Source organism: Clostridium sp. Cult3, assembly GCF_021655115.1.
GTDB lineage: Bacteria > Bacillota > Clostridia > Tissierellales > Tepidimicrobiaceae > PPXY01.
In genome coordinates this window covers 1-23,400 of the sequence record NZ_PPXY01000027.1, presented here as the reverse complement: position 1 = coordinate 23,400, position 23,400 = coordinate 1, and the positions used below count along the sequence as shown (strand labels likewise).

Here is a 23,400-nt window from a genome sequence, read left to right as displayed (position 1 = left end):
TGTCGTGCTATTTGCCAAATCTCGAATCGGAGATGCCGTTCTTTATAAATATGCCGGGGGCTACCACTAAAACAATTTAGAATTAACGACACATAATTTCATATTTTATTCATCTAACAAATAAGAAATAAACTAAATAATATATAAAAATTTAGCAATGAAAACTGTAAATGTATTAAGATATTGATATCTTAATACATTTATTTTTATACAAATCAAAAATTTAATATAGAAAATAAGAGGGCGAAGTTTAGGTAAATTATACACGAAAAAACTTAACTCTTTTTTTATTGCATTGCATGACAAGTATTTGGTATCCTAAATATTTTGGGATGTGTCTTATATTTCTTTAATCTTTATTGGCTCAATATCTATGATGCTGAGGTGGAATAAGGAAAGGGTAGTGGATATTGTTGATTAGTAGGCTACCTGGGAAGCTTCTTCTTGTCCCCAAAAAAACATGTAATGAGAAATCTCTATATAGTTAATGTTCACCAGCTTATTTTGAGGAATATAAGTGTACTTACCTACTATTTTACTATTTTAATCTCCCTATATATATTTCCTTCCAGATCTTTGATCTTAAAGATTTCTCCTTCTAATATGCCATAGGTGTGGGGATTATTTTCCTTTGGAAGTGTAGTACTTCCTGGATTAATTACATATATATTATCTATTTTTTTAGCTTTAGGTATATGGGTATGTCCAGACATGAATATATCTCCATTCCCTAATTTTGGCATATGGTTTTCATTATATATATGGCCATGGGTTAAAAACAATCGCTTGTCGTTATATAGTATAGTTGAATATGTTGACATAATTGGAAAATCCAATACCATTTCATCAACTTCGCTATCACAGTTTCCTCTTACAGCAATTATTCTATCAGCATAGTTATTTAATATTTCTATTACCTTTTTTGGATTATATTCTTTAGGCAAAGGATTTCTTGCCCCATGATACAGGAGGTCACCTAATATTACTATATAATTGGGTTTTTCTTCTCTTAATCTATCTAGTGCTACATTTAAATAGTAAACTGAACCATGTATGTCTGACATGAAAAAAAGTTTCATAGCTTGTTTCTCCTTCCGTAGATAAAATTTTTGAATCAATACCACTACTTATTTTCTTATTCTATTAATTATATAGAAAATCCTCTATGAAAATCAAAATTTCCAGCACATAGATTGGCCCTATTTGTCAAAAAACAAATATAGGATAGTGAGAACCATCCTTACTGTTCCACTATGGCTTTATTTTATATTATTCCATAGGGTATTTTTATTTTCAAGCTAGGTAATAGAACTAAACATAAGGCATATTATATCTGCTATGATTTTTGACTAAATAAGTTTACAAGTTAGTGCCGGGGATGGATATTTACTAGCAAAGCGGAAGGTTCCCACTAGGTTTTATATTTTAATGTTGAAGTTAAATTTATTCAAATATAAAGATAACTAGTTAAATTCATTAAAGAGACAAGTTTGAAAATTAATTGAAAATTAAGAAGAAAACAAAAAAATTACTTACAATTGACAAATAAATGTCATTGCATTAGTATTATAATATAAGGTAAAAATTTGTCGAATTTATATATATATTTGATAAATATAAAACCTATTAACAAAAAAATAGAGAGGAGTTGTAGTTTATAAAAATAATAAATTATAAAATTATCAAAAAATAAAATGTAGATTTTAAGGAGGAAAAAATCATGGCAAAATCTTTGATAAGCCCAGAAAACACATGGGCACTTTGGGCAATTTTAACTGGTATTTCAGCTTTAAGTATTTGGCTAGAGCAAAAATACAAATGGGCAGGTAAAGTTACAGGTTGTGTATTGGCTTTATTATTCGCAATGATATTAGCAAATATAAAAATTATACCAGTAGCGGCCCCAACTTATGATATGGTTTGGGATTACGTAGTACCTCTTGCAATACCACTATTACTTTATAATGCCAATGTTAAGAAGATATGGAAAGAAAGTGGTAGATTATTAGCAGTTTATCTTGTCAGTGGTATAGGTACAGTTTTAGGTAGTATTTTGGCATTTGGAGTATTGAAGAACAAAATTCCTGATCTTTATAAAGCAGCTGCAATGATGACAGGAACATATACAGGTGGAAGTGTTAACCTTGTAGCTATGTCAGATGCTTTTGATGCTAATTCGGAATTAGTTTCAACATCAGTTGTTGCAGACAATCTTCTTATGGCATTATATTTCTTTGTTTTGATTGCTATTCCAACAATGAATTTCTTCTTGAAAAGGTACAAACATCCAATTATTGATCAAGTAGAAAAAGAAGGAGACTCAGGAGAAGGAAAGACTAAAGCGGCCCAATTCTGGGAGGCAAAGGAGATCTCCTTGAAAGATATAGCTACTGCAGTTGCAATATCCTTCATTATAGTGTCAATATCAGTAGAAATCTCTGGATTTTTCTCTAGAATTATTCCTACAGGAAACTTGGGATTGAATTTATTAAATGGACTTTTAGGGAATAAATATTTAATAATGACTACTATAACTATGATAGCGGCAACAGCTTTCAGTGATTTCTTTGAAAAAATTAAAGGCGCTCAAGAAATAGGAACATTTTTAATCTATATATTCTTTACTGTAATAGGCGCACCAGCATCAATACCTTTGATTGTTACAAAATCACCTTTGCTACTAGTATTTTGTGCGATAATTGTTTTCACAAATATGGCATTTACGTTCTTAATAGGTAGAATATTTAAGTTTAACTTAGAAGAAATAATAATAGCCTCCAATGCAAATGTAGGGGGACCTACTACTTCAGCAGCTATGGCAATAGCAAAAGGTTGGGACAAACTAATAGTTCCTGCACTGTTAGTTGGTACTTTGGGTTATGTTATTGGTAACTATTATGGTATACTTGTAGGAAATTTGCTACAATGATGATAATTAATCAGTAATATAAGAAGGGAGAAATCCCTTCTTAGTACTTTTAATAAGGATGTGATAATAATGATATTTGATGCACATGGAGACATATGGACAGATGTTACAGTTAAAAGGCAAAAAGGTAATAAAGATGTATTTAAAAATTTTCATTTAGAAAAATATTGTAAAGGTCAAGTAAATGCTGGAATATTTGTAATATGGGTTGACCCTCCATATGATAAAAATCCAAGACAAAGAGCCCTAGAAATAATAGAAAACATGTCAGTTGAAATAACAACTAACCAGGATATATTTAAAATTGTAAAAAAATATGACCATATAGGTGAGGCAATAGATAGCAATAAATTTGCAATAATTTTAGGTTCAGAAGGTCTTAGTTATATTGGAAAGAATGTAGGCCTTATAAATGCATTGTATTTATTTGGAGTAAGACATGCAACTTTGACTTGGAATGAAGAAAATGAACTGGCAACTGGAGTAAAGGGCAATCCAAATAGGGGACTTACCCAATATGGTGTAGAAGCAGTAAAAAGATTAGAAGAACTAGGAATGATAGTTGATGTTTCCCATGCGAATGAGAAGACATTTTGGGATATATGTGAAACAACTACGAAACCTATTATTGCTTCTCACTCTAATTGTAAAGCGCTATGCAAAGCTCCAAGAAACCTCACTGATGAGCAGCTAAAAGCTATAAGTGCAAAAGGTGGAGTTGTTGGATTAAATGCTTTTTCAGATTTTGTAGCGGATGAAATAGAAGACAGAGATATTGAACATTTAGCAAATCATGTTGATCACATGGTTGAAGTAATGGGAATAGACCATGTTGGATTTGGTTTTGACTTTGATGATTATTTAGAAGGGGATACATTAAGTGCTTTTGCAGAAGGAGATGCAAAAACAATAGGATTTGAAAATATAACTAAAGTACCAAAGATGATTGAATTATTAGAGAAAAAAGGCTACTCTAGTGAAGATATAGAAAAAATAAAATATAAAAACTTTCTAAGAGTTATTAAACAAATACTAAATTAATTAGAATAAAAGTAAGCGTCAAATCCACCCCATATTTTATTGAAATGTTTTATATATGGAAATACCTTTAAACATCGGTTAGACTTAATTTCGCAAGGGCATCAAATTCCTAACAAAGAACAGTATAATATATAGCCTCCATCTTTTTAAGATGGGGGCTATTTGACACTAGAGTATTTTTGGTTTTAAACTTGAGAGTTTAGCGGGGATGACTGATATAGTTTTTTTAAGCATAGTTATGAAAAACAAGAACCACTTCCATAACATATATTCTACGGAAGGGGTTCTTCTTGATAGAAATATTATTTTCCGCCAACGACGGAAGGCTTTTGTGCTCACTTTGAGAAATAGCCTTTTTCATCAGGGGTTCAGTAGCTAACTTCACCTGTGTGGCGATTGATGATGATATACTCAGTATCTTTCAAAAAATTAGTTTTCTCCATCATATCACCTCCTCATTCATAATCTGCCCAAACTATAGAAAAATATTATTGATATTTTTCTATTATAGATAGTGTTTATAATAGCCAAGAGGATGAACTGACTTAAACATTTTATGGGCAGTTTTTAACTGTATATGTTTTGGGTATAATTAATACAAGGCTTGGTTTAAAAGAATAAAAATGGAGGGATAGTTGTGTTGTACGAAATTGTAAATGATTTCCCTAATGAAATATTAAATGCCCAGGAAGCTCCTTTTATCTCCCTTTATCAACCTACCCATCGACATAGACCTGAAAACAAACAGGATCTCATTAGGTATAAAAATCTTGTCCAAGAGATTGAAAAATCGTTAGAACAAAAATATCCTAAAAAGGAGATTGGCTCAATTATGGAACCCTTTTATGCCTTAGCTGAGGATAGGATATTTTGGAATCACACTTTTGATGGACTAGCTGTACTTTCAGCTGAAGGAAAATGTGTAGTCTATAATCTGCAGCGACCTGTAAAGGAGCTAGCTGTAGTGGCTGATAGTTTTCATATCAAACCATTGATTAGGATATTTCAATCAGCAGATCGTTATCATCTTTTAGGATTAAATAGGAACGAATTTACTTTATATGAAGGAAATAGATATGGATTTGAAGAGGTACAATTTAATCCTGAAACACCGAGAACTGCTAAAGAGGTTTTAGGGGATGAATATACTAAACCTTCTGTAACCACTGGCACATATGGTAGTACAGGTTCTGGAATATTTCATGGTCATGGAGGAAGAAAAGAAGAGATTGATAAAGATACGGAAAAATTCTTTAGATTTGTAGATAGGCTAATTTTAGAAGAGTATTCTCGTCCTACGGGTCTACCTCTGATTTTGGTATCCTTAACTGAACACCATGGTCTATTTCAAAGCATTAGCCACAATCCATTTTTGATGGAGGAAGGAATTAGAACTGCCTATGATTCCCTTACAATTGATGAACTAAAAGAAACCGTTTGGGAAAAGATCGAACCCTTATATTTAGGAAAGACAAGAAAATTAGTTGAAAAATATGAAATAGCAAGGGCAAAGTTTTTAGGGTCCGATGATTTGGCTCAAGTAGCAAGGGCTGCTTTTGAGAACAATATCGATACCATACTTATAGAGGCAGATAGAATAGTTCCGGGGAAAGTGGATCTTTTAACTGGGGAATTGGAGAGAGGAGACTTAGGGGATCCAAGCTTTGATGATGTATTAGATGATCTAGCGGAGATGGTATTCAAGAATAAAGGAGAAGTAGTAGTACTTCCTAAAGAAAGGATGCCAAGCGATACTGGTGTTGCTGCTGTATTTAGATATTAAAATTTACCTTGACCAAATGAAAAAAATATAGTATTATTTATGAGATGGGGCTTTGGCGAAGTTGGGATCGCGCCTGACTGGCAGTCAGGAGACCAGGGGTTCGAATCCCCTAAGCTCCACCATAAAATATAAATATTAACAAACAGGATATTGAATTTATCAATATCCCTTTTTTATTTCAACTAAATTTATTAGTTCTTCTCCTTTTATATATCTTTTCATGTTTGCATAAGTTATTTGATATCTTCTATGAGCATTCATATCCGATGCCCATGAATTATGAGGGGATATGATAACATTGTCCATATCCCACAAAGGACTTTCTTCTGGTAAGGGTTCTACTTGGAATACATCTAAAGCAGCTTTTTTTATTTTTCCTGATTTTAAGTTGGCAATAAGAGCCTTTTCATCTATTATATTTCCACGAGCTATATTTACTAAATAGACATCATCCTTCATGGAATTAATTAAGGACTCGTTTACTAGGTGATGTGTTTTGTCAGTATAGGGAGCTGCGATTACTATAATATCGCATTTAGATATTGCTTTTTCTACTTCATCTATACTGAAACAATGATGAAAATGCTCTGCTTTCTTACCACTAGTATTAAATCCGATAATTTCAACACCAAAGCCTTCTAATCTTTTTGCAGCTTCTTGGGCAATGGAGCCAGTGCCAATAAACCCCACAGTTTTTCCATAGAGCTCTAACAAGGAAGTATCCATTTTCCAAATCTTTTCCTGTTGTTTATGATAAAATTCTTTGCTGCCTTTAAGCATTTCAAGTATTTTCATAACTATCCATTCAGCAATGGGGATACTATATCCCCCTCTATTATTGGTGAGGGCAATATCACGCTTTAAAACCTTATCTATTGGCACTTGGTTTATACCTGCGCTTAAAAGCTGTATCCATTTTAAATTTGGGAGTAGATTAATATCTATTTTATCAAAGGGGTTAAAACATACCATCAAATCTACATCCCTTATTTCATCGGAATACTTAATATTTCTTTCATCCTTAAATATGATTTCGTAGCCTAAATTTGTAAGCTTTTGAAATTCTTCATCTTTGTATTTAAATGTCATAAGAGCTTTCAAATCTAATCCTCCTTTATATCTTTTATATATTTTATACCCTATCAGGGTAAAAATAAAAATTAAAGGATAACCTAGCACTAGGTTATCCTTTAATTTTTATTTCAAAATTTTAAAAATCCAGTCGATCAAATCTATACATAGGTTCGCAGTAGTATCTTTTTTATCTAGATATGGATTTAATTCAACGAAGTCCATGGAGTGTATCAATCCTGTGCTAAGAAAACCTTCTAGAACCTGCTTACCCTCTTCTACATTAAAACCATCATCTACAGGAGTTCCAGTACCTGGAACAAGGTTTTTATCTAGCACATCTATATCAAAACTCAGATGTACACCATCAACATGGGAATTCTTGATTTTATCTAGTACTTCCTTTATCACAGCATTAATTCCCAGCTTTTTTACCATATCCATAGTGTATAAATTAATGTCCAACTCTTTTGCAAATTGAATTTCACCCTTATCCAAATCTCTTGCACCTATAATATAAACATTTTCTGGTTTCACCTTTGGGCCGTTATAGTATACGTTAACTAGAGAGGGTTCTCCTACGCCTAAAGCCAAGGCTAGCGGCATACCATGAGCATTGCCCGATGGTGATGTTTCGTAAGTGTTTATATCTCCGTGGGCATCTATCCATATAACAGCCAAATCATTATAAAACCTACTGGAACCAGAAATGCTACCTAATCCTAAGGAATGGTCCCCACCTAATATAAAAGGAAAACTACTGGATGTCAAAGAACTATAAACTAAATGGGATAGATTATTGTTCATATCCAGTATAGTTTTTAAATACTTAATTTTTTCATGATGAAGATATTTTTCTGATGGAGGCACATAGGGGATATGGAGATTCCCAAAATCATAGACCTTATGTTGATGTTCTTGTATGATTTTAATTATGTTTTTATCCCTTAATTTGTCGGGTCCGTATTGAACTCCTTCCCGATCGCAGCCGTACATGATAGGCACTCCGATCAAGCTTATATCCATTTACAACCCCCCTATTCAATGTGATTAAACATTATGGAATGATGGTTTACATAGGTTTATTATATCACTTATATCAGCTCTCACAAATAGGTTTAATAGATTTTAGATAATAATTTATATATAAGTTTGTAAGAATAGGGTATATAAATATTAGTAGGAAAACAGTATGAAAGTATAAGTAAATTAACAACTAGTAAAACTAAGGATAGGGAGGAATCTAATATGAAAAAAGTAGCAATACTTGTTGAAAATCTATTTGATGAAAGGGAACTTTTATATCCTTATTATAGACTGATGGAGGAGGGATATGAAGTCCATCTGGTAGGAACGGAGAAGGATAGAATATATACGGGCAAGAGCAATCTTACAGAGAAAAGCACTCACTCCTCTAAAGAAATAAAGGCTGAAGACTATGACGCTGTAGTAATACCTGGTGGATATTCTCCTGATCACATGAGAAGAAGCATAGATACAATTAATTTTGTTAAGAATATGGATAGATTAGGAAAACCTATAGCTGCTATTTGTCATGGACCCTGGATGATGGCTTCTTGTTGTGATCTAAAGGGCAAAAAGATGACTGCTTTCCACTCCATAAAGGATGATTTGATCAATGCTGGAGCTGAATATGTAGATGAAGAAGTGGTTATAGATGGTAATCTCATAACATCAAGGACTCCAAAGGATTTAGTAGCCTTTGTTAAGGCCATAATAGAGAAGATAGGATAATTAATTTAAAAGCATTAAAGGAACATGTTTCTTTAATGCTTTTAATATGTTCACTAGACTTGATAATAGTTTATCTTTAAACTACAATTAAAGTATTATTATATATGATGAGGTGAATTATGGGGAAATACTATTATGCAGTAAAAGAAGGCAGAAAGGTTGGAATCTATGATACTTGGGCAGAATGTGAATCTCAGGTAAAGGGCTATTCAGGAGCAGTTTATAAGAAGTTCCCAACCTATGAGGAGGCAATGGGTTTTATAGATGAAGAAGAAAGACTAGAAAAAAAGGAAATTTTGGAAATAGGAAAAAATGAAATGATAGCCTATGTAGATGGGAGTTTTGATGTAAAAAGTGGATATTATGGATATGGGATAGTTTTATTTACTAGCCAAGGTAAAGCCACCTATTTTCAAAAAGAAGGAGATAATGATTTAGCGGATATGAGAAATGTAGCAGGAGAAATACGTGGGGCTATGTGTGCCATGGACAAAGCTATTAAAGAGAATAAGGATACTTTATACTTGCATTATGATTATATGGGAATAGAAAAATGGGCTAAAGGAGAATGGAAGGCCAACAAGTATGGCACAAAAAAATATAAAGAGTATTACGATTCTATAAAGGATAAGTTAAAAGTTATATTTATCAAGGTGAAGGCTCATAGTGGAGATGAATATAATGAGGAAGCAGACAAACTAGCCAAGATTGCTCTAGGCATAGAAGCTTAACAACACCCTCTAGAGGGTGTTGTCTAATATCCAAATTCATCATATAATGAATCGTCATCTATTATCCAATCCTTTACATGAACTATCCTATAACTATCTTGGGTATCTCTTATTATAACCTTTGCTATGCCAGCGTTTATGATCAGTCTTTTACACATGGAACAGGAGTTGGCATTTGGAACTAAATTACCAGTCTTTACATCTATACCAACTAGGTAAAGAGTGCTGTCGATCATGTCCCTTCTAGATGCAGATATAATGCAGTTAGCTTCGGCATGAACAGATCTACATAGTTCATATCTAGTACCACGAGGTATATTCAGCTGCTTCCTTCTACAAAAGCCCAGATCAGAACAGTTTTTTCTTCCTCTAGGTGCTCCTGAATAGCCAGTGGAAATTATTTCATCATTCTTCACTATTATAGCGCCGAAGTTTCGCCTCAAGCATGTTCCCCTTTTTGATACGGTTTCAGCAATATCTAAGTAGTAATTGGTTTTATCTCGTCTTTCCATATTAAATCCTCCTGTAAGCATTGATTAAACATAATATTATCATATTTTGGATTTAAACTAAAGTACATATTATATAGATAAATTTTTTCTAATATAATATAATTATCTTGTAAGTATCAATATTTTCATCATTATGATCATGGGAAAGGAGAAAAGATGAGATATCTAATTAGAGAAAAAGTGTTTACCTTTGCAGATAGATTTGTAATTGAAGATGAAGCAGGTTATCCTAGATATGAAGTAGTAGGCAAAATACTATCTTTAGGTAATAAATTGAGTATATATGATTTGGATGGAGAAGAGTTAATTTATATAGAGGAAAAACTTTTTAAGTTTTTACCAGAATATAGCATATACAAAGGGAGCCGCCTTATAGGAAAAATTAAGAAAGAATTTACTTTTTTTAAACCTAGTTTTAATATAGAAAGCTCCTATGGGAAATTGACTTTAGAAGGAGATGTACTCCATCATAATTTTAACATCTTAAAAGATGGAACGCCCATTGCTTGGATAAGTAAAAAGTGGATATCTTTTTCTGACACTTATACCGTGGATATATCTGATCTAGTGGATCATGCTTTTATATTGTCAATCGTAATAATATTAGACCAAATTTTTTATGATGGCAATAACAATAGCTAGATATAATTGAATGGTATATCAATACAAAAACATCTGCCTTAAGGTAGATGTTTTTGATGTGGAATGGGTATATATTTATAAGAAATCCAATATACTAGGAGGGATAAAATGTATAAGGAATTTAAAGAGTTTGCAGTAAAAGGAAATGTTGTAGATTTAGCAATTGGTGTTGTCATAGGTGGTGCCTTTGGTAAAATTGTGTCTTCATTAGTGAGTGATATCATAATGCCCTTAATAGGTGGACTTATCGGGAAGGTAGATTTTACCAACCTCTTTATTAGCTTGGACGGAAATAAATATGGCACATTACAACAGGCAAAAGATGCAGGGGCAGCTACCTTGAACTATGGAGTGTTTTTAAATACCATCATAGAATTTTTGATAATATCTTTTTCATTGTTTCTAGTAATTAGACAGATCAATAGGTTTAAAAGGCAAGAAGAACCAGCACCTGTTACTACTAAAAAATGTGGATATTGTTTTACTGAAATACCTATAGAGGCAATAAGATGTCCCCATTGTACATCAGTATTGGAGGAAGAGGCGATTTAGGTGGATAGATTTTTAAGTATTTTATTAATTTTAATTTTATTATTGCCAGGAATTTTAGTTAATGCTGAGGAAGTAGACAATGAATACATTATCTTATCTATTGCTGGAGATGTAATGATGGATAGCTCCGTTAGGAGCCAGGTGAATAAACATGGATATGATTATCCTTGGGAGATGGTAAAGGAACATTTTCAAAAAAGTCACTTAGGCATAGTCAACTTAGAGACTAGCATTACGAGAAGGGGAACCAAATGGCCAGACAAAGCTTTTAATTTTAGATCAGATCCTAAAAATTTAAATCCTATGAAGGAAGCTGGGGTAGATGTAGTAACATTGGCTAACAATCACATATTAGACTATAGCAATCAAGGCTTTATTGATACGCTAGACCATTTGAAAAGGAGAAGTATACCCTATGCTGGTGGAGGAAGAAATAAGGCAGAAGCATTAGAAGGTACCATTATTGAAAAGGAAGGAGTAAAGATTGGTGTATTGTCCTTTTCTAGGGTCGTTCCCGATGTAAGATGGTATGCAACTAATAAAAGACCAGGTATTGTAGGTGCTTATGACTGTTGTACTCAGGATATGATGAAAAGGATAAAAGAGATGAAAGAAGAAGTAGATATATTGGTCCTATCCCTACATTGGGGAGTAGAAAGGAGTACTAAACCAAGAAAACAAGAAATAGCTGTGGCCAAAAATGCTATCGATGCAGGTGCAGATGTGATAATGGGACATCATCCCCATGTATTGCAAGGTATAGAAATATATAAGGACAAACCTATATTTTATAGCTTGGGAAACTTTGTATTTGGCGGAAGGGATAAATTGACTAGAACTACTATGATTGGACAAATAAATATTAAGGATAAACAAATACATAGTGTAGAAATTATTCCCTGTAAAATAGTAAATGGCAGGCCTGTTTTTGTTATAGAAAAAGAAAAGGCCCAAGCTATAAACCATATAAGAAATTTATCCAAACCTTTTAAAACTTCCATTAATAAAGATGGAATTATAAATATAGCAAAATAAAAGAGGTGGGGCAGATGTATGGATTGGTACTAGAAGGTGGTGGCGCTAAAGGAGCTTATCATATTGGTGCCTATAAAGCTTTATTAGAAGAAGGAGTTGAGATAAAGGGGGTAGCGGGTACGTCCGTAGGTGCTTTAAATGGAGCTATGTTGGTACAAGGTGATTATGAAAAGGCCTATGAAATGTGGTATGATATGTCTTATTCTAAAGTAATAAATGCCAGTGACGAAGAGATAAACAAATTAAAACAAGGAAAATTGAGTAAAGAGGATATCTATTTACTTACAGAAAAGATAAGAGGGGTTTTATCGGATAAAGGACTAGATGTAACTCCTTTAAAGAATTTACTAACGGAATTAGTAGACGAAGATAGGGTTAGAAACTCAGGTAAGGATTTTGGTATAGTAACTGTATCCCTATCGGATCTAAAGCCATTAGAAATATATATTGAAGATATCCCAGCAGGCAAGTTAGTTGAATTTTTGATGGCTAGTGCTTATTTTCCGGCATTTAAAAGGGAAAAGATAGACGGGAAAAGATATATAGATGGAGGATTGTATAACAATCTACCAGTAAATCTACTTAAGGATAAGGGATATCAGGATTTAGTACTTATTAGAACCCATGGAGTAGGCAATGTGAGAAAATTTGATCTAGAAGGATTGAATACCATAACCATTGCACCTAATGAGGATTTAGGTAAAACCTTAGATTTTGAATGTAGTACTGCAAGGAAGAATTTAGAACTAGGTTATTATGATGGACTAAAAGCTTTAAGAGGTTTAAAAGGTTATCGTTATTATATAGAAGGGACTAAAGATGAAGCCTATTTTATGAATTATCTGTGGAATCTAGAGGAAGATAGGGTTTTGAAATTGGGGAAATTATTTAGGATAGAAGAAAATATTCCCTATAAAAGAGCATTATTTGAATTGATGATTCCTAAATTATCTAGTCTATTAGGAGTAGGGAAAGAAGCTACCTATGGAGATGTATTTTACAGTTTAATAGAAAGATTAGCAGAAATTTATGAAATAGAAAGATTTAATATTTATTCTGATGCTCAGCTACTAGAAATAATCAAGGAGAATTTAAAAGCTGAAGTGTATCCAGAAATAGGGGTAGTAGATAAGATAATAGAAAAGGTAGACTTGTTATCTTTATTTAATAGGGAAGAGGTATTTAAGCAAATAAGTAGGATTATTTTTAATATATTTTAATATTTTTACAAAAACTAGTTGCTATTTCTTTTAATACAGGTTATAATGATATGAAACCTTAATTCATCAGTAAGGCATTTTGTTTAAAGTTTTTATGTAGTAATTAAAAATGGTAAAAGAAATAAGATTTAGTATAGATTGTATAATCTCCAAATCTTTATTTCTTGCAAAGCACTCTGGGAATTAAAGGAAATAAAAATTTGGAGGTATTTAGAATGACTAATGGTACAGTAAAATGGTTTAACTCAGAAAAAGGATTTGGATTTATTCAAACAGAAGAAGGTACAGATGTATTTGTGCATTTTTCACAAATTAACAAAGAAGGATTCAAAACTTTAGAAGAAGGCGAAGCTGTAACTTTCAATGTAGTTGAAGGTGCAAAAGGGCCTCAAGCAGAAGACGTTACACCAATTAGATAACTATTGATTTTAAAACCCTAAGGACTTGTCCTTAGGGTTTTATTATAAATAACTATCTTTTTTGGTGCCAGGGGTCAAAAAAGATAGTTATTAAGATAATGAAAATCATTATCAAAACGTGTTTAGAAAATAATAATTTGGATATAAATAAATTAGTGAACAATAAAACAATATATTAGGAGGGAAAGAATGGAAAGATTAGTAGGAAGAAAAGCACCTGATTTTACAATGAACGCCTGTAAAGGTGATGGTAGTGATTTTACCAAGGTTAGCTTAAAGGATTATGAAGGTAAATGGTTAGTAATGTTCTTTTATCCATTAGACTTTACATTTGTTTGCCCAACTGAAATTACTGGATATAGTAAGAAAATTGAAGATTTCAGAAAAGAGGGCGCAGAGGTATTGGCGGTAAGTGTGGATAGTGAACACTCACATAAAGCATGGATCAACTCAAGCCTTGGGAAGGTGAATTTTCCAATTGCTTCGGATATTACTAAGAAGGTATCTAACGATTTTGGAGTGCTTTTAGAGGATGAAGGAGTTGCTCTAAGAGGCCTATTTATAATTGACCCTGAAGGAGTAGTTCGTTATTCAGTAATCCATGATAATAATATAGGAAGATCTGTAGATGAAACATTGAGAGTACTTAAAGCTCTAAAGACAGGGGGCTTATGCCCAGTAGATTGGGAAGAAGGCCAAGATCTATTATAGTGAGCATTTAGGAAGCGGTCGATACTGGCCGCTTTTTTTTATAATGCATACATGAGTAGGGGGATTTTTATAGTGGATATGGATTATATTATACGGAAGATAAAAAATAGAAAACCTAAACCTATGGATGTAAAATATAAATATGCTGTATTGGTTCCTATGATAGAAGTAGGTAGTCGATGGGAGTTGATATTTGAAGTAAGGGCAAAAGATTTAAAAAGACAACCAGGAGAGATATCCTTTCCAGGAGGAAAGGTAGAGAAAGATGAAACCTACAAAGAGGCTGCTATTAGGGAGACTGTAGAAGAACTAAATATAGCTGAGGAAAGGATAAAGGTAATAGGAGAACTAGACTATTTAGTTTCCTATAATAATTCGACTATCCGTTCATTTTTAGCCACAATCCATGGAATAAATGTGGATAATATGCACCCCAATAAGAGTGAAGTAGATCACTTATTCACAGTCCCTTTGGAATTTTTCATAAAAGAAGAACCTAATGTCTATTTTTTAGATCTACACATAGTCAACAACAGAGATTTTCCCTACAGTCTCATACCTAATGGAGAGGATTATGATTGGCAGCAAGGGAAGCATTCCGTGTATTTCTATAGATATGGTGATTATGTGATATGGGGATATACGGCAAAGGTTATTAAACATTTTATGGATATAATAAAAAGCCACTAGATTTAGTAGTGGCTTTTCATTTTGATTATCTCTCTTCGATTATTCTGTTTTGTACTATTATATCTTTATTCAGTTCCTTTAAATCCTTTAATAAGAAGATGCCGGTAAGGACTGAGGCTATTAAGTCAGACACTGGACCAGCTGCCCATACTCCTGCCAAGTTGAAGATCTTGGGTAGTATCAATAGAGCTGGTATAAGTATTAACACTTGTCTAGACAAACCCAATAGAGCTGCTTTTTTTGGCTTACCTGTAGCTTGAAAGTAGTTGGAGCTGACTATTTGAAAGCCTACTATAGGTAACATAATTAGATTGATCCTTAAACCCTTAACGCCTACATCCAATACATTGGTAATATCAGCACTTTTGTCCAGGAATATGCCAAATAATTTGTTAGGAATAGCCTGAGTGACTATAAATCCAATAGTGACTACAGTAGTGGCAGCTATTATAGCTTTTTTCAATGCCTCTTTAACCCTATCATATTTTTTAGCACCATAGTTAAAGCCAATTATAGGTTGAGCTCCTTGATTGATACCAAATACAGGCATTAATATCAACATAGTTATACTATGTATTACTCCCATACTGGAGATAGCTACATCTCCACCATAGGCGTTAAGGCTATTATTTAAAATAACCGTTACCATACTTGATGCAAGATGCATACTAAAGGGTGCAAAACCTATAGATATGATACCTTTAACTATATCTCTATTAAGTTTCATGTTTTCTTTTTTCAATTTTAACATACTTTTACTTCCAAAGAAATAGCTTAAAACCCAAATAGCTGATACAGCCTGGGCAATTATAGTTGCAAGGGCAGCTCCCTTTATACCCATATCAAATATGAAAATAAAAACATAATCCAATATGATATTTAATATTGCTCCTATAAGCATTGTTCCCATGGCTATTCTAGGATTGCCTTCCCCACGGATGAAGTTGTTCATTCCAAAGCCTACAGCTTGGAAAGGAGCACCTATTAGTATTATGGACATATATGCTATGGAATAAGGCAATATAGTTTCGCTAGCGCCAAAGGCTTGTAGTAATGGGCCTATAAATACTAAACCTAATATACCAAGGGTTAGGGCTATGATAAACAACAGGACCAGGGCATTTCCTAGTATCTGTTCAGCCTCATCCTTTTTTTCTTCCCCTAGTTTTATGGAGGATAGAGAATTTCCTCCAACACCTATTAGCATACTAAAGGCCATAAGTATTAAGGAAACTGGTGAAGCAACAAAAATGGCTCCAATGCCTATGCTACCTACGCCTTTTCCAATAAATATTCTGTCTACTATATTATACAGAGCATTGACCAGCATACCTACTATAGCTGGTATAGAAAATTGCAGAAGCAGTTTTCCAACCTCTTCTTCTCCTAAAAGCTTTGATCTATCATTTTGTCTATCCATTAATCATCCCTCACTTTTTCTAATATTTCTACGATGTTTTTTAGACTGTGGCTAAATTCACCTATTTCTTCTTTAGTTAAATTTTGAAATACTTCTTCTATCTTTTTCAGAAACCTTTCTTCTTGCTTTAAATAATACTGTTTCCCTTCTTCGCTTAATTGGATCCAAACCTTTCTTTTATCCGTTGGATCATCAACCCTATAGACTAAATTCATATTTTCCATTGAATCAATCAATGTAGTTATGCTACCCTTTTCCATGCCCATGCATTTGCCCAATATGGTAGGAGTGATTTTGTTAGCTCTACCGATGATCATTATAGCTCTTGCTTGATTTTTAGTACAATTATATCTATCATCAGCTCCCTTTTTAAATGCTGGAGTAAATAGTCTATGAAACAAAGACATAAATTTGATTAAATCATATATTATATCCTCTATAGAATTACCCATGATATACTCACCTCAAACAAAAAAATAGTTAGAAATCTAATCATTAGATTTCTAACTATCTATTATACTTGCTTTTTCAATAAAGTCAAGGGTTAATCTGTAAACATTTGAGTCCAATAGGTAGTACCATTAACCTTAACATAGCCTACTCCAATTTTTCCAAAGCTAGGATTAAGTATATTTGCTCTGTGGCCAGAGGAATTCATCCATCCTCTAACTACGGATTCAGCACTTGAGTAACCTTTGGCTATATTTTCGCCGGCAGTCCTATATTGGATGCCGAAACTTCCCATCATAGCAAAGGGATCTCCATAAGTAGGGGAGTTGTGGCTGAAATAGTTGTTGTTAGCCATATCTTGGGACTTGGCTCTAGCAACTTTAGATAATTCGCTACTATGAGTTAAAGGAGCTAGTCCTTCTTTTTGCCTCTCTATATTAACCAATCTTACTACTTCCTCTTCTATAGACATATTAGCATTGATATTAGTATTTGTATCTTTATTGTTAGGCTTGTCTACATTTGTATTAGAAGTTGTATTATTGTCTTTTTTATCTTCTACTGGGGTCCAAGGCTCTTGAGGTTTATTAATATTAGAATCGGACTCCCAATATTTTGGTGTATAATTAATAACTACTCTATTTCCAAACATGTTTTGTAGGTAATTGTTTGAATAGTTGTCGAAATTATATACGTATGCATTTCTATTATATCCACTGTTATAGTTGCTATAACGCTTAATATTATTGTAATTGAAGCTTCCAGCATGTCCCACAGATGAGGCTATAAACATAGTTGCAGCTAACGATACTACTACCTTTTTGCTATTCTTTTTCATTTTATATTCCTCCTTAAATTTTAAATTCGATCCGTCCCCCTTTCAAATTTGATTTTTTAAAAGTATAACATTAAGTTTTTATTAAATAAACCATCAAAACCTGGAGGGGTAACATAATATTGGGACAGGAGGATAATACAAGATAAAATAAAGAGACCTGAATTAATCAAATTCAGGCCTCTTTATTTTACATTATTTTAATTTTACTTGATGGTATACCTTTTTACCCTTTCTTAACAACAGCTTACCATCCTTAAAATCTTCTAGGGTTACAACTCTACCTATATCTACCACCTTATTATCATCGATGGAAATTCCTCCTTGCTTAATAAGCCTTCGAGCTTCACTATTGGATTCAGTAAGGGCTACTTTTCTTAATAGGTCTAGTATTCCTATACCTTCTTTAAATATATTTTCTTCAAGTTCAGTAAAAGGTATAGAGCCTTCGTCTTTGGCTCCTTCAAATAGAGCTCTAGATGCCTTCTGGGCTTTATTCGCTTCTTCCTCACCATGAACCATCTTAGTAACTTCAAAGGCAAGTACTTCCTTAGCTTTGTTGATTTCAGCCCCTTCAAGAGCTCCTAATCGTTTTACTTCTTCCATAGGTAGGAATGTTAACAAGCTTAAGAATTTTTCTACATCTCGATCATCAGAGTTTCTAAGATATTGGTAAAACTCATAAGGAGATGTTTTTTCAGGATCTAACCATATGGTACCAGCAGCTGTTTTGCCCATTTTAACTCCTGCAGCTGTAGATAATAACTTAAAGGTCATAGCATATACCTTATCACCTTCCAGCTTTCTAACCAGCTCATAGCCTCCGAGGATATTAGACCACTGGTCGCTTCCTCCTACCTGAAGCTTACAATTATAATCCCTGTATAGTTTTAAATAATCATAGGACTGCATAAGCATATAGCTAAATTCGAAAAAGGTCAGCCCTTGTTCTAGTCTATTTTTATAACAGTCGAAGGTAAGCATCCTATTTACGGAGAAATGAACCCCAACTTCCCTCATAAACTCTAAGAAGTTTAATTCCATGAGCCAGTCAGCATTGTTGACTATTATGGCCTTGTCGTCATCGAAGTCGATAAACCTGGATAATTGTTCTTTAAACCTACTCGCATTGTGATCTATGATCTCTCTGGTGAGCATCTTCCTCATATCTGTTCTTCCTGAAGGATCTCCTACCATAGTAGTGCCGCCGCCTAATAGGGCTATAGGTCTGTGGCCAGCTCTTTGCATATGCATCATTACCATTATCTGTATAAAGTGTCCCAAAGTTAAGCTGTCAGCTGTTGCATCAAACCCTACATAAAAGGTAACAGATTCCTTTTCCAATAGATCTCTAAGTTCATCTTCATAGGTTACTTGATCGATATAACCCCTTTCCTGAAGTACATCAAATACATTTGACATTATATTCCCTCCTATATTTATATTAATTAAATTTTTACAATAAAAAAGGGGCCTCTTCTCTAAAGGACGAGAAGACACCCCGTGGTACCACCTTAATTCGCACATAGCCTCTAATCACATAACGGGTGATAGCCGTAATGGTTTCCCATTGAAACTCAGGATTCGTAGTTCACTCGATTATTAGGTTACAGGCCTCTCACCAACAGCCTATTCTCTGTATTTAACCATAAAAGAGCTACTTAATCCATCATAGTTTAATATTATTTTATATGTATGTTAATATATATAAGTATGATTGTCAAGGGGAAAAAAAGAGGACTTAATTAGTCCTCTACTATGATCTCCTTGCTGTTTTCCCATAATCCATGGATATTGCAATAGCTGGAAGCTAGGATTGTACCAGATTTTTCAGCTTTAAATTTCAATGTTACATAGGGTTCAGTAAAGGCATCGTGCTCACCATGGGCTGCAAAATCATAAGTACCTATTTCTACAGGGAAGTTTCCTCCTTCTGGATGGAAGTATACCTTAATCCATGAGATATAATGCTCAAAGGTATTTGGATGTGCTATTTCTTCACCGATATTTACATTTACTTCAATAAGGTCTCCCTTTTTAACCTTATCAGGTGAATTAATTACAGGAACGTGTTTTTCACCTTTCCAGTCTCCACTTTGATATAATGATCCTAAATTTTTCATATATACCCTCCTTAAATTTTTCATAATATAATAGACAATTTACACTCGTTCAATTATATACCCAAATGTTCTAAATAATACACATTAATAAGTAATAAATTAATATTTTAGATATAATAGATATGACACATATAGAAAGGAAGATGGATATGGAACAGATAGAATTAATAGCAACCTCTACTTTTGGACTGGAGGCTGTAGTTAAGAGAGAATTGTTAGATTTGGGTTATGAAAACTTAAAGGTGGAAAATGGAAAAGTAACTTTCCAAGCTACTGAAAGGGATATACCAAGGGCCAACCTGTGGCTAAGGTCTGCCGATAGGGTACTATTGAAGATGGGAGAGTTTAAGGCTACAACCTTTGATGAATTGTTTGAAAAGACAAAAGCTCTTCCCTGGGATGAATGGATTACGGAAGATGGAGAGTTTACCGTAAAGGGAAAATCCGTCAATTCTCAATTATTTAGCATCTCCGATTGCCAAGCCATAGTCAAAAAAGCAGTGGTAGAAAAATTAAAAAATAAATATCATAAGGATTGGTTTGAAGAAACAGGGGCTAAATTTACCATTGAAGTATCTCTGTTAAAGGATATAGCTACATTAACTATTGATACATCTGGTGAGGGGCTACATAAAAGAGGATATAGGCTTGATAGTGTAGAGGCACCGTTGAAGGAAACTTTAGCCGCTGCCTTAGTTCAATTAAGCTATTGGAACAAGGATAGGCTTCTGATAGATCCCTTTTGCGGTTCTGGTACTATTCCTATAGAAGCAGCTATGATAGGTAAAAATATAGCTCCAGGCTTAAATAGAAATTTTGCTTCAGAAGAATGGCCTAGGATTAAAAAGGAATATTGGCAGGATGCTAGGAGAGAGGCATGGAAACTGATGTTCAAAGACCGACAGTTGGATATTATAGGGGCGGATATAGATGGAAAAGCTATCAAAATAGCTAAGAGAAATGCTGAAAGTATAGGCTTAGAAGAGGACATAAAGTTTATAAAAAAGGATGTTAGAGATTTAAGTATTGAGGAACAATATGGTGTGATTATAACCAATCCGCCCTATGGGGAGAGGATTGGAGAAAAGGATGAAATAGATAGATTATATAGAGATATTGGAAACAAGTTTAGGAAGTTAGATACCTTTTCTATATATGTATTAACCTCTAATGAGGATTTTGAAAAGCTGTATGGAAAACTAGCTAGTAGGAAGAGGAAATTATACAATGGCAGAATAAAAGTGGATTATTATCAATACTATGGTCCTAGACCTCCCAAAAAATAGTGACACTAAGTTAGTATTAGGGTATAATCTCAATAAATATAGTAATGCGAGGTGAGATATGTGAGTATTTATACAAAAACTGGAGACAAGGGTACTACAAGTCTATTTGATAACAAAAGGGTTTCAAAGGATGATATTAGGGTGGAAAGCTATGGTACCATTGATGAATTGGTATCCTTTTTAGGATTGGCCAAAAACTATATAGATGATGAGGAAATATATAATATTATTCAAGGGGTGCAAAACAAGCTTTTTACCGTAGCTTCCAATTTAGCCACAGAAGATCAATCGAAAGTAAAGTATCGTATAAAAGAAGAGGATATTAAATATTTAGAGGATCATATAGATGAATATATGGGCAGATTAGATGATCCAACTGGATTCATAATACCGGGATCGGGGAAGAAGTCAGGTTATCTTCATGTCTGTAGGACTATTTGTAGACGAGCAGAAAGGAGAATAATCACTCTAGAGGGCTACTCTTCAGTAGACCCCTTGGTGATTAAGTATGTAAACCGATTGTCGGATTTAATATATGCTTTGGCAAGATTTTTAGAGGAAGAGGAGATAGCTGTAAAGTTTAAAGCCTAATATGTTTCACCATCTTTTGAAGTTCAACGGCTATAACCGATAAGTTTTCGATGGATGCTGTTATTTCTTCCATAGATGCAAGGTTATTTTCCACGGCAGCAGCGCTGGTTTCAGAAGCTGCTGTTGTTTCTTCTGAAATGGCGGATATTTCAGATGCTCTTTCTAATATATACTCACTATTACTTCTTACATCTTTTGCTGCATCGGTAATCTCTATTATTGATATATTTATTTGATCGATATACATTAGTAAATCATCGAAGGATTGCTTTGTAGAGGTAGCCATACTTACACTTTCATGGACAACTTCACTTACCTCATCTATGCTAGCTACGGCCTTGGTACTGCTATTGGTAACGTTGGAGGTAATAGAAGATATTTCCTGAGAATAAGAATGGGTAGCATCTGCAAGCTTTCTGATCTCCTCAGCAACTACTGCAAATCCTCTGCCAGCTTCACCAGCCCTTGCAGCTTCAATAGCAGCATTTAAGGCCAATAGATTGGTTTGTTCTGCAATTTCATTTATTATAAGTACAATATTGTCAATACTCTTTATTTGATGGTTTAGTTCTTCTATAATACTAGATGTATCTTTAGTATTGTTTTCTATTTGATTTACCATGTGAATGATCTTGTCCACATCCTGAGTTCCTTTATCAGCAGATTTTGCCATAAATAGGGATAGCTCTGTTGACTGTTCAGCGTAATTTTCTGTATCCTGGGATAGAACATTCAAGTTGGAAATGGCCTCACTTAATTCAGTTATATTTTTAGAAGTATCCTCAGACCCTTTTGCAATCTCATTAACGCTTATAGCGATGTTTTCTACGGAGTTTGTTGTATCCTCAATTACAAGGGATAGATTTTTAGTGCTTTCCGCTAGAACTCCTGAGTGTTCTTTGACACCATTAATTACTTTCACGCTATTATTTACTATTGTATTTAATGAATCACTAATATATGGAAGGTCTTTTACCCCTTTCATATCTTTGATTTTAGAATAATCCCCTTGGGCTATCCTATCAATATCTGTATGTAATTTACTTAGGGATCTAATAATTAACTTGTTAAATAGAATATATACGATTAACCCAATTACCAGCATATTGACAAGAGCTGATACCAATATGGTGAGCTGTGGACTTAGTTTTAGATCTATATCTATGGCTCTAAATATTAAATTAGATACTATGATGCTTAGAAAAACTATAATAAAGGTTATGATCAAAAAATTTACCTTCAATTTATTAAATTTTTTCTGCTTAGCATTATTTTTCGACACAAAAATCCTCCTTTATCAAATTAATATACTATATGTATATAATACTACATATTATGATTTATGTTAATATAAAGCCAGGATTTTGTAGCCAATAGCCTATAGATTATTAATAAAATTTATATGGAATTTGATGCTATAGAGATATGCTATATAAAATATGTCAATTTAGTAGTCTAATAAAAGGAATAAAATCATCAAAACACCTAGTATTATGGAGAAAAGTCAGGATATATGGATAAAAAGGGGGATAATAAGTTAGTGTAAAATAATTGTAGGTTAAAAATAAAAAAAGAATAACTCCTTATGATATGATTAATGTGTA

General features: G+C 33.4%; 24 protein-coding genes and 1 tRNA gene. 15 read left to right on the top strand and 10 right to left on the bottom strand.

Annotation, left to right across the window (positions count from 1 at the left end; genetic code table 11):
• Positions 1-530 precede the first annotated feature (530 nt).
• Positions 531-1,079, bottom strand: coding sequence for a phosphodiesterase (yfcE, locus tag C3E88_RS06545; RefSeq protein ID WP_236909365.1), 549 nt, complete (start codon positions 1,077-1,079; stop codon positions 531-533).
• Positions 1,080-1,720: 641 nt separating this feature from the next.
• On the opposite strand from yfcE, the gene C3E88_RS06540 reads away from it, so the two are divergent.
• The 4 genes from C3E88_RS06540 (at position 1,721) to C3E88_RS06525 (ending at position 5,875) form a co-directional block, all read left to right on the top strand.
• Positions 1,721-2,929, top strand: coding sequence for a DUF819 family protein (locus tag C3E88_RS06540; protein WP_236909364.1), 1,209 nt, complete (start codon positions 1,721-1,723; stop codon positions 2,927-2,929).
• A 69-nt stretch (positions 2,930-2,998) separates the two neighbouring features.
• Entirely contained in the window at positions 2,999-3,970 is a 972-nt protein-coding gene (locus tag C3E88_RS06535) for a dipeptidase (protein ID WP_236909363.1), read from the top strand.
• A gap of 637 nt (positions 3,971-4,607) precedes the next feature.
• Complete coding sequence (locus tag C3E88_RS06530; protein WP_236909362.1) at positions 4,608-5,753, top strand: baeRF3 domain-containing protein; 1,146 nt, start codon at positions 4,608-4,610, stop codon at positions 5,751-5,753.
• Positions 5,754-5,799: 46 nt separating this feature from the next.
• Positions 5,800-5,875 (top strand) — tRNA-Ala (locus C3E88_RS06525).
• A 37-nt stretch (positions 5,876-5,912) separates the two neighbouring features.
• On the opposite strand, the gene C3E88_RS06520 is transcribed toward C3E88_RS06525, so the two are convergent.
• Both C3E88_RS06520 and rocF read right to left on the bottom strand, forming a co-directional pair.
• The gene (locus tag C3E88_RS06520) at positions 5,913-6,854 is read right to left on the bottom strand and encodes a phosphoglycerate dehydrogenase (protein WP_336513071.1); all 942 of its coding nucleotides are present in this window, start codon (positions 6,852-6,854) and stop codon (positions 5,913-5,915) included.
• Positions 6,855-6,950: 96 nt separating this feature from the next.
• Positions 6,951-7,850 (bottom strand): arginase, encoded by a 900-nt coding sequence (gene rocF / locus C3E88_RS06515; RefSeq protein ID WP_236909361.1) that lies wholly within the window; start codon positions 7,848-7,850, stop codon positions 6,951-6,953.
• A 222-nt stretch (positions 7,851-8,072) separates the two neighbouring features.
• Between rocF and C3E88_RS06510 the strand changes: the two genes are divergently transcribed.
• Positions 8,073-8,579 (top strand): type 1 glutamine amidotransferase domain-containing protein, encoded by a 507-nt coding sequence (locus tag C3E88_RS06510; RefSeq protein WP_236909360.1) that lies wholly within the window; start codon positions 8,073-8,075, stop codon positions 8,577-8,579.
• Between the two features lie 119 nt (positions 8,580-8,698).
• The gene (locus C3E88_RS06505; RefSeq protein WP_236909359.1) at positions 8,699-9,310 is read left to right on the top strand and encodes a ribonuclease H1 domain-containing protein; all 612 of its coding nucleotides are present in this window, start codon (positions 8,699-8,701) and stop codon (positions 9,308-9,310) included.
• A gap of 23 nt (positions 9,311-9,333) precedes the next feature.
• Here C3E88_RS06505 and C3E88_RS06500 read toward each other — a convergent pair whose 3' ends face one another.
• Entirely contained in the window at positions 9,334-9,822 is a 489-nt protein-coding gene (locus C3E88_RS06500; RefSeq protein WP_236909358.1) for a deoxycytidylate deaminase, read from the bottom strand.
• A gap of 156 nt (positions 9,823-9,978) precedes the next feature.
• Here C3E88_RS06500 and C3E88_RS06495 point away from each other — a divergent pair, with 156 nt between their 5' ends.
• The 7 genes from C3E88_RS06495 to C3E88_RS06465 all read left to right on the top strand — a co-directional run bounded on the left by C3E88_RS06495 (position 9,979) and on the right by C3E88_RS06465 (position 15,091).
• A complete protein-coding gene (locus tag C3E88_RS06495; protein ID WP_236909357.1) occupies positions 9,979-10,464 on the top strand; it encodes an LURP-one-related/scramblase family protein in 486 nt (161 codons plus the stop codon).
• A gap of 108 nt (positions 10,465-10,572) precedes the next feature.
• Positions 10,573-11,016 carry a large conductance mechanosensitive channel protein MscL gene (mscL, locus tag C3E88_RS06490; RefSeq protein ID WP_236909356.1) on the top strand — a complete coding sequence of 148 codons (444 nt, stop codon included), beginning with the start codon at positions 10,573-10,575 and terminating at the stop codon, positions 11,014-11,016.
• On the top strand, positions 11,017-12,051 hold the full coding sequence (locus C3E88_RS06485) for a CapA family protein (protein ID WP_236909355.1): 1,035 nt from the start codon (positions 11,017-11,019) through the stop codon (positions 12,049-12,051). It begins immediately after the preceding gene.
• Positions 12,052-12,065: 14 nt separating this feature from the next.
• Positions 12,066-13,271 carry a patatin-like phospholipase family protein gene (locus tag C3E88_RS06480; protein ID WP_236909354.1) on the top strand — a complete coding sequence of 402 codons (1,206 nt, stop codon included), beginning with the start codon at positions 12,066-12,068 and terminating at the stop codon, positions 13,269-13,271.
• 215 nt (positions 13,272-13,486) lie between these two features.
• Positions 13,487-13,690: a cold-shock protein gene (locus C3E88_RS06475; protein ID WP_236909353.1), complete on the top strand. Its 204-nt coding sequence runs from the start codon at positions 13,487-13,489 to the stop codon at positions 13,688-13,690.
• Between the two features lie 189 nt (positions 13,691-13,879).
• Entirely contained in the window at positions 13,880-14,401 is a 522-nt protein-coding gene (locus C3E88_RS06470; protein WP_236909352.1) for a peroxiredoxin, read from the top strand.
• A 78-nt stretch (positions 14,402-14,479) separates the two neighbouring features.
• On the top strand, positions 14,480-15,091 hold the full coding sequence (locus C3E88_RS06465) for an NUDIX hydrolase (RefSeq protein WP_236909367.1): 612 nt from the start codon (positions 14,480-14,482) through the stop codon (positions 15,089-15,091).
• Between the two features lie 25 nt (positions 15,092-15,116).
• Here C3E88_RS06465 and C3E88_RS06460 read toward each other — a convergent pair whose 3' ends face one another.
• From C3E88_RS06460 to C3E88_RS06440, 5 genes are all read right to left on the bottom strand, one after another.
• Positions 15,117-16,511, bottom strand: a complete 1,395-nt coding sequence (locus tag C3E88_RS06460) for an MATE family efflux transporter (protein ID WP_236909351.1) — start codon at positions 16,509-16,511, stop codon at positions 15,117-15,119.
• Positions 16,511-16,963 (bottom strand): MarR family winged helix-turn-helix transcriptional regulator, encoded by a 453-nt coding sequence (locus tag C3E88_RS06455; RefSeq protein WP_236909350.1) that lies wholly within the window; start codon positions 16,961-16,963, stop codon positions 16,511-16,513. The genes C3E88_RS06460 and C3E88_RS06455 overlap by 1 nt, the downstream gene beginning before the upstream one ends.
• A gap of 92 nt (positions 16,964-17,055) precedes the next feature.
• Positions 17,056-17,799 carry a CAP domain-containing protein gene (locus C3E88_RS06450; RefSeq protein ID WP_236909349.1) on the bottom strand — a complete coding sequence of 248 codons (744 nt, stop codon included), beginning with the start codon at positions 17,797-17,799 and terminating at the stop codon, positions 17,056-17,058.
• Positions 17,800-17,991: 192 nt separating this feature from the next.
• Positions 17,992-19,218, bottom strand: coding sequence for a tyrosine--tRNA ligase (tyrS, locus tag C3E88_RS06445; protein ID WP_236909348.1), 1,227 nt, complete (start codon positions 19,216-19,218; stop codon positions 17,992-17,994).
• Positions 19,219-19,541: 323 nt separating this feature from the next.
• Positions 19,542-19,919 carry a class II SORL domain-containing protein gene (locus C3E88_RS06440; protein ID WP_236909347.1) on the bottom strand — a complete coding sequence of 126 codons (378 nt, stop codon included), beginning with the start codon at positions 19,917-19,919 and terminating at the stop codon, positions 19,542-19,544.
• A 149-nt stretch (positions 19,920-20,068) separates the two neighbouring features.
• On the opposite strand from C3E88_RS06440, the gene C3E88_RS06435 reads away from it, so the two are divergent.
• Together C3E88_RS06435 and C3E88_RS06430 are read left to right on the top strand one after the other, a co-directional pair.
• Positions 20,069-21,205 (top strand): THUMP domain-containing class I SAM-dependent RNA methyltransferase, encoded by a 1,137-nt coding sequence (locus C3E88_RS06435; RefSeq protein WP_236909366.1) that lies wholly within the window; start codon positions 20,069-20,071, stop codon positions 21,203-21,205.
• Between the two features lie 60 nt (positions 21,206-21,265).
• Positions 21,266-21,796, top strand: coding sequence for a cob(I)yrinic acid a,c-diamide adenosyltransferase (locus tag C3E88_RS06430; RefSeq protein WP_236909346.1), 531 nt, complete (start codon positions 21,266-21,268; stop codon positions 21,794-21,796).
• On the opposite strand, the gene C3E88_RS12445 is transcribed toward C3E88_RS06430, so the two are convergent.
• Positions 21,786-23,078, bottom strand: coding sequence for a methyl-accepting chemotaxis protein (locus C3E88_RS12445; protein ID WP_236909345.1), 1,293 nt, complete (start codon positions 23,076-23,078; stop codon positions 21,786-21,788). The two genes, C3E88_RS06430 and C3E88_RS12445, sit on opposite strands and share 11 nt — an antisense overlap.
• Positions 23,079-23,400 lie beyond the last annotated feature (322 nt).